The 6437-nt window shown below is 64.7% G+C and carries 3 protein-coding genes and 1 pseudogene; 2 read left to right on the top strand and 2 right to left on the bottom strand.

Annotated features, from left to right (window positions below):
* Both AC1DMG_RS18495 and AC1DMG_RS18490 read left to right on the top strand, forming a co-directional pair.
* Window positions 1–272, top strand: a pseudogene (locus AC1DMG_RS18495) (lipoyl synthase); the annotation flags it as partial.
* A 17-nt stretch (window positions 273–289) separates the two neighbouring features.
* Entirely contained in the window at window positions 290–2554 is a 2265-nt protein-coding gene (locus AC1DMG_RS18490) for a carboxy terminal-processing peptidase (protein WP_441605045.1), read from the top strand.
* Window positions 2555–2817: 263 nt separating this feature from the next.
* Here the strand turns inward: AC1DMG_RS18490 and AC1DMG_RS18485 are convergent, their stop codons facing one another.
* A complete protein-coding gene (locus AC1DMG_RS18485; RefSeq protein WP_441605044.1) occupies window positions 2818–4545 on the bottom strand; it encodes a M1 family metallopeptidase in 1728 nt (575 codons plus the stop codon).
* Window positions 4546–4888: 343 nt separating this feature from the next.
* Window positions 4889–6268, bottom strand: a complete 1380-nt coding sequence (locus tag AC1DMG_RS18480; RefSeq protein WP_477180876.1) for a leucyl aminopeptidase family protein — start codon at window positions 6266–6268, stop codon at window positions 4889–4891.
* Window positions 6269–6437: the final 169 nt, after the last annotated feature.

Genomic DNA, 6437 nt, shown 5'->3' with positions numbered 1-6437 from the left:
TGCTGGGCCTGGGCGAGACGATGGAGCAGGTGCTGGAGACCATGCGTGATCTGCGTGCGCACGATGTGGACATGATCACCATCGGCCAGTATCTGCAGCCCACGCCGCATCACCACCCGGTGGTCCGTTACTGGACGCCGGACGAGTTCAACGAACTGCGCGAAGCCGGCGAAGCGATGGGTTTCCATCACGTCGCGTCCGGTCCGCTGGTGCGTTCGTCCTACCACGCTGACCTGCAGGCTCACGCCGCAGGTGTCACCGAGCACGCCTGAGAGCTTCCCGAGACCCTATGAAACTGCGCCCCTCGCTTGCCCTGTTGCTTGCCCTTGCCGTCACCGGCGTCGGTGTCCATGCGCAGTCCGCTGCCGATCTCGCCGGCGACAACGCGCCGCGCAAGTTCTCCACGCTGCCGCTCAAGCCCTCCGTCACGCAGGCACAGGCGGCGCAGCTTTCCGCCCGCTTCCTCACGCGCTTCCATTACGACGCCAAGCCGCTCGACGATGCGATGTCGCAGAAGATCTACAAGGCGTATGTCGACAGCCTCGACGGCGAGAAGGTGTTCTTCACCCAGGCCGACCTGGCCAAGTTCGCGCCGCTGAAAACGCAGATGGACGATGCCATCTGGAACCAGGACCTGACCGGTCCGTTCTCGATGTTCAACCTGTACATCACGCGTGCGATCGAGCGCATGACCTATGCGCGCGGCCTGCTCAAGCAGGGCTTCGACCTGAGCACCAACGAGAGCTACAACTACGACCGCAAGAAGGCCGAGTGGCCCAAGGACCAGGGCGAGCTCGACACCTTGTGGCGCGAGCGCACCATGAACGACTGGTTGCGCCTGAAGCTTGCCGGCAAGACCGATGACGATATCCGCAAGACGCTGGACAAGCGCTACGCCGGCTACATCGACCGCGTGAAGCAGCTCGATGGCGAGGACGCGTTCCAGTCCTTCATGAACTCCTATGCCGAGTCCACCGATCCGCACACCGATTACCTCGGCCCCCGTGCGGCGGAAAACTTCGACATCTCCATGAAGCTCTCGCTGGAAGGCATCGGCGCCGTGCTGCAGACGCGCGACGAGTACACCGCGATCCGCGAGATCGTGCCGGCCGGCCCGGCCGCCAAGTCGGGCAAGGTGCACGTGGGCGACCGCGTGGTCGCCGTCGGCGAAGGCACCAGCGGCCCGATGGTCGACGTGATCGGCTGGCGCGTGGATGACGTGGTCAAGCGCATCCGCGGCAAGAAGGACACCACCGTGCGCCTGGAGATTCTCCCGGCCGATGCGGGCGTGGACGGCAAGCACGAGCTGGTCAGCATGGTTCGCCAGAAGGTGAGCATCGAAGAGCAGGCCGCCAAGAAGAAGGTCATCGAGATCAAGGACGCCGGCGTCACCCGCAAGATCGGCGTGATCGACCTGCCGAGCTTCTATTCCGATTTCGGCGCGCGCCGCGAAGGCGACAAGGATTTCAAGAGCGCCACCCGCGACGTGGCCAAGCTGCTCGGCGAGCTCAAGGCCGAGGGCGTGGAAGGCGTGGTGATGGATCTGCGCAACAACGGCGGCGGTTCGCTGGCCGAAGCCAACGAGCTCACCGGTCTGTTCATCGACCAGGGCCCGGTGGTGCAGGTGCGCGATGCGCGCGGCGAAGTGCAGGTGCAGGGCGACGACGAGCCGGGCATGTCCTGGAGCGGTCCGATGGCCGTGCTGGTCAATCGTGGTTCGGCCTCGGCCTCGGAGATTTTTGCCGCGGCGATCCAGGACTACGGCCGTGGCCTGATCATCGGCCAGCCGACCTTCGGCAAGGGCACCGTGCAGAACCTGGTGGACCTGGACCGCTTCACCCGCAACAACAGCGAGAAGCCGCAGTTCGGCGAGCTGAAGATGACCATCCAGGAATTCTTCCGCATCAATGGCGGCTCCACCCAGCTGAAGGGCGTGACGCCGGACATCCAGTTCCCCAAGAACGGCGACGAGAAGGACTTCGGCGAATCGACCTACGACAACGCGCTGCCGTGGACGCAGATCGCGCCGGCCGACTACAAGCCGGTTGCCGACCTCAAGGCGTACTTGAACCAGCTGCAGACCAGGCACGACGCGCGCACCGCCAAGTCGCCGGGCTGGAAGCTGATGCTCGACGAGCTGGCGCAGTACCGCAAGATGCGCGACAAGACCACCATCTCGCTCAACTTCGCCCAGCGCGAAACCGAGCGTAAGGATCTGGACGCCATCCAGGCCGATTTCCGCGCCCGCCACAAGGCGATCGACGGCAATGCGGCTGATGATGACGACACCCTGGCGGTGGACGATGGCCTCAACGCCAACGAGCGTAGCCTCAAGAGCGAGCTGAAGCAGGAGAAGGACGCCAAGAAGGCAGCCGATCCGCAGCTCGACGAAACGGCCCACATCCTGTTCGATGCAGCCGGCCTGATCAAGGGCGATGCGAAGCTGGCGGCGGAAGTGCTGCCGTATGGTGGCAAGTACTCGAACATGAGCGCCACCACGGCTGCCGCAGCGCCGGGGAAGCCGCAGCCGCAGCAGGGGCCCGCGGCGCACTGACGGGTTTGAGATTGATGAAGAAAAGGCGGCCATGGGCCGCCTTTTCTTTTGGAGGTCTCAGTCGCCTCATGTCGGAAGCTCTTTGTAGGAGCGCACTTGTGCGCGACCGCAGAGCTGCGATGTACCGCTCCGTCAGGTGGTCGCGCACAAGTGCGCTCCTACAAGGGAGGTGTCCGGCCCAACGTTTGCGCGAGCCCATCTCTTGTAGGAGCGCACCTTGTGCGCTCCTACAAGAGAGACGAAGGCCGAAGCGTTCGCGCTGGCTACTTCGCCTTCTTCTCCGCCTGTTCCTTCTTCCACTGCTGGTAATCGGCGAAATGCGGCATCTCGCGCAGCAGCTTGCTGCGGGGATCGATGATCACCAGCGCGCCGGTAGGTGCGGCAATGCTGGCGTTGCCGCCATTCATGGGGACGGTCAGCAGCTTGTCGCCCACTTGCACATCGACGGGCATCGGAAACGGCTTGTCGTGCGGCACCTGCCAGTGCAGCGTGAGCATGTTGCCTTCCTGGCGCGTCTCCAGCTTCGGCAACGCGGCTTCGCGCAGATACACATCGAAGAACCAGTTGAGATCGCGGCCGCTCACCTGGTTCACGATCTCGATGTAGTCGTGCGTGGTGGCGTAGTGCGGCGCGAAATTGCCAGGCTTGGGATCGGGGCGTCCGTATACGAGCCGGCGAATGCTTTCGAAGAAGGCCTCGTCGCCGATCATCTGCCGCAAGGTGTGCAGCATCAGCGAGCCCTTGTTGTAGATGTCGTTGCCCGGGCCTTGCTTGGCGTTGTACACGTCCTCCTCGTACTGGCTGTGGCCCGCGACGATGGGATAGGCGTTCTTCACCAGGCTGCGTTCGTTCTGAAGCATCGAGAAATACGGCATGTCGCCATAGAGGTACTGGCCGAACAGCGGCTGCATATACGTGCCGAAACCTTCATGCAGCCACATGTCGTCCCAGTCGGCGTTGGTGAGCTGGTTGCCGAACCACTCATGCGAGAACTCGTGCTGCAGCAGCCAGTCGAAGCTGTACTCGCTGCGCGGATAGCCGTTGCCGTAGGCGTTGATGGTCTGGTGCTCCATGCCCAGATGCGGCGTTTCCACCACGCCCATCTTCTCGTCGCCAAACGGGTAGGGCCCGATCTCCCGCTCGAAGAAGTCGAGCATGCGCGGGAACTCGGCGAACAGCTGTTTGGCCTGCGCCTCGTGGCCGCGCAGATACCACATCTGCATCGGGATGGTGTTGCCGTAGCGGCTGCGGTAATCGCCCTTCAGCACGTCGAACGGTCCGATGTTGAGCGAGATGGCATAAGTGGTCGGGTGTTTCGCGCGCCAGTGATAGGTGTGCGTGGCGCCGTGCTCCTTGATGTCGACCAACACACCGTTGCCCGGCGCCGCCAGCGCTTTGGGCACGGTGACATAGGTATCCACCAGGTCGGGTTTGCCCTGCGGATGATCGATGCACGGCCAGAACAGATCGCAACCTTCGCCTTCTACCGCGGTGGCGACCCACGGCTGGCCGTCCTCGGTGTGGCTCCAGACGAAGCCGCCGTCCCACGGCGCCTTCTTGGCTACGTGCGGTTTGCCGCCATAGCGGATATCGATGACGACCTTCTCGCCCTTGGCGAGCGGCTTGGGTAGTGCCAAGCGCAGGCGCCCATCGGGATTGCTCCACTTGTCGTTGGCCAATGCCTTGTCGTTGACGGATAGCTTCGAAATGGCGAGATGCGGATCGAGATCGAGCAGCAGGGTGTCGGTTGCTTCGCGCGCCCTGAAGCTGAGGCGCGCGTCGGCATCGATGCTCTGCTGCGCGATATCCACCGTGAAGTGCAGCTCGGCGTGATCGAAGTTTACGCGCTGCTGTTCGGCGGGCATCGCGCCGCCGGTGCGTAGCGTTTGTTCGGTGAGCGGCGGCTGTTCGGATGGCTTCGCGTCTTCGGCGTGGGTGGCCGCGCAAAGCGCGAGGCAGAGAGCGAGTGTCAGAGGGCGCAGACGCGTCATGGGGAAGCCTTGTGGTGAATAGGGCGGAGGATGCCAGTCGATGGCGATGCTGTCACCGACCTGCGCCACACGAGCCGCTTCGCGCTACGCCCGCCTCTTGGCGTGACCGCTCCTCTTCGCACCACCGAACCTCCTGGCGCACCCCTACCTTTGTAGGAGCGCACTTGTGCGCGACCGCGGAGCTCCGTCGATTCCTCTGTGCAGAAAAGTGCGGCGACAACCGACCACAGGTATGACCTCAACCTCCGCGGTCGCGCACAAGTGCGCTCCTACAAGGGAGAGGCGGCCCCACAAAAAAAGGCGCCGCCATGCGCCGCCTTTTTTTGCCGATATCGGTAACGACTCAGCCCTTGTAGCGCTTCTGCAGAAACGCAAAGAACGCACGCAGACCTAGCGCCTCACCACCACGCGGCCGACCCTGCCGGTCGCCGTCGTTCCACGCATAAGTATCCAGATGCAGCCACGGCGTGGTCTCGGGAACGAAGCGTTCCAGATACAGCGCCGCAGTGATCGCGCCAGCGTGGCGCGATGCGCCGGAGTTGGCGATATCGGCCAGGTAGGACTCCAGCATCTTGCGATACGGACGCCACAGCGGCAGGCGCCACAGCGGATCATTCACGGCGCGGCCGGCGGCGATCACGCTGTCGGCGGCGTCATCGTTGTTGGCGAACAGCGCCGGCACGTCGGGGCCAAGCGCGATGCGTGCGGCGCCGGTGAGGGTTGCGTAGTCGATGATCAGATCCGGCTTCTGCTCGCCCGCATAGGTGAGCGCGTCGCACAGCACCAGGCGGCCTTCGGCGTCGGTGTTGTCCACTTCCACGGTGATGCCAGCGCGCGTGGTGATCACTTCGCCCGGACGCATCGCTGCACCCGACACCGCGTTCTCCACGGCGGGGATCAGCAGCTGCAGGCGCACCGGCAGCTTGGCCTGCATGATCAGGCCGGCAAGTGCGATCGCGTGGGCGGCGCCGCCCATGTCCTTCTTCATCCAGCGCAWGCCGTCGGCGGGCTTCAGATCCAGGCCGCCGGTATCGAAGCACACGCCCTTGCCGACCACGGCGATCTTCGGGTCGCTGCTCTTGCCCCAGTTCAGTTCGATCAGTCGCGGCGAGCGATGGCTGGCGCGGCCCACGGCGTGGATGGTGGGGAAGTTGGCATCGAGCAGTTCATCGCCCACCCACTCGCGCACCTTGGCCTTGTGCGTCTTGCCCAGTTGCTTGACCGCATCGGCGAGATGTTTGGGGCCCATGTCCTCGGTCGGCGTATTGACCAGGTCGCGCACCAGGGTGGTGGCCTCGGCCAGCGGTTGCAGCGTGGCGAGGTCCGCGGCGGCGATGGCGAGCTTGGCCGGCGCGCGGCGCGCCTTGCGGTAGCGGGTGAATTCGTAGGCGCCCAGGGCCCAGCCCAGCGCGGCCTGCAGCTTGTCCTTGAGCACGCCCTCGTCGGCGAGGTGATAGGTCGCCTCCGGCAGCGTACGCGGCAGCGCGCCCAGCGCACTCAGTGCATCGCTGGCATCGACGCCGACCAGCACGCGCACCAGCTTGCCGCTCTCATCCGCAATCAGCGCGAACGTGCCGGGCGCCGCTTCGAAGGCGGAGTCCGCTACCCAACGACGCTGCGCGGCACTGAGGCGGCGTTTGGTGGCGGCTAGGTGCTGGATGTCGGTGGTCTCGATGGCGATGCTCTGGCGCTCGCCGGCTTTGCGTTCGATCAGGACGGACATGGAATTCCTTGCGCGGCGGCTGTGCGGGCGCGGTGGGCTTTTGGTGATGGTTAATGATGCGCGCTTTTGGGGGCGGGGGCGAGACGGTATTTGGGTGGGAGCCTGGCTTCCCCGCCTGGCGCCAACCTCTGTGGGAGCGCACCCTGTGCGCGACTGCCACGCTGGAGTG

The organism is Dyella sp. 01N36, from assembly GCF_056399745.1.
This window is presented reverse-complemented; position numbering and strand designations above follow the sequence as displayed.